This window comes from Rhodopseudomonas sp. BR0C11 (assembly GCF_010820945.1).
GTDB classification, from domain to species: Bacteria; Pseudomonadota; Alphaproteobacteria; order Rhizobiales; family Xanthobacteraceae; genus Rhodopseudomonas; species Rhodopseudomonas palustris_H.
The window spans coordinates 1-944 of the sequence record NZ_QTKI01000757.1 but is presented as its reverse complement, the minus strand read 5'-3'; the positions used below and the strand labels follow the sequence as shown (position 1 = coordinate 944).

Genomic DNA, 944 nt, shown 5'->3' with positions numbered 1-944 from the left:
GTTCGGCAACGGCCGCGGCGGCAAGCTCTACGCGCAATACCAAGAGCGGCTGAAGATCCTCAACGCCGCCGATTTCGGCGATCTGCTGCTGGAAAACATCAGACTGTTCCGCGAACACCCCGACGTGCTGCGGCAGTATCAATCCCGATTCAAATTCATCCTGGTCGACGAGTATCAGGACACGAACGTCGCGCAGTATCTCTGGCTGCGGCTGCTGTCGCAGACGCCTTCGCAATCGTCATCCCCTTCCCCATCGTCATTGCCGGGCTCGACCCGGCAATCCATCCCTTCTTCGCAAGACGATGGATCACCGGGTCTCGACGCTGCGCGTCGGCCCGGTGATGACGACCGAGGGAGCAACGATGTCGTTGCCCAAACCTCGCCCCCCAAAAACATCTGCTGCGTCGGCGACGACGATCAGTCGATCTATGGCTGGCGCGGTGCCGAGGTCGACAACATCCTGCGGTTCGAGCACGACTTTCCCGGCGCCAAGGTCATTCGCCTGGAGCGCAACTATCGCTCGACCGGCCACATCCTCGCCGCCGCCTCGCACCTGATCGCGCACAATGAAGGCCGGCTCGGCAAGACGCTGCGCACCGAAGACGTCGACGGCGAGATGGTCACCGTCACCGGCGCTTGGGACTCCGAAGAGGAAGCCCGCGCCATCGGCGAGGAAATCGAGCAGCTGCAGCGCCAAGGCCATGCGCTCAACGAGATCGCTATCCTGGTCCGCGCCTCGTTCCAGATGCGCGAGTTCGAAGACCGCTTCGTCACCCTCGGCCTGCCCTACCGGGTGATCGGCGGCCCGCGGTTCTATGAGCGCGCCGAAATCCGCGACGCGCTGGCTTACTTGCGGGTGATCAACTCGCCCGCCGACGACCTCGCCTTCGAACGCATCGTCAACGTGCCGAAGCGCGGCCTCGGTGACGCCACCGTGCAGATGC

At 63.9% G+C, this 944-nt stretch carries 1 protein-coding gene; it reads left to right on the top strand.

What is annotated here, in order from left to right:
- A partial coding sequence (locus tag DYI24_RS27175; RefSeq protein WP_164574526.1) for an ATP-dependent helicase occupies window positions 1–944 on the top strand: 944 nt, incomplete at both ends.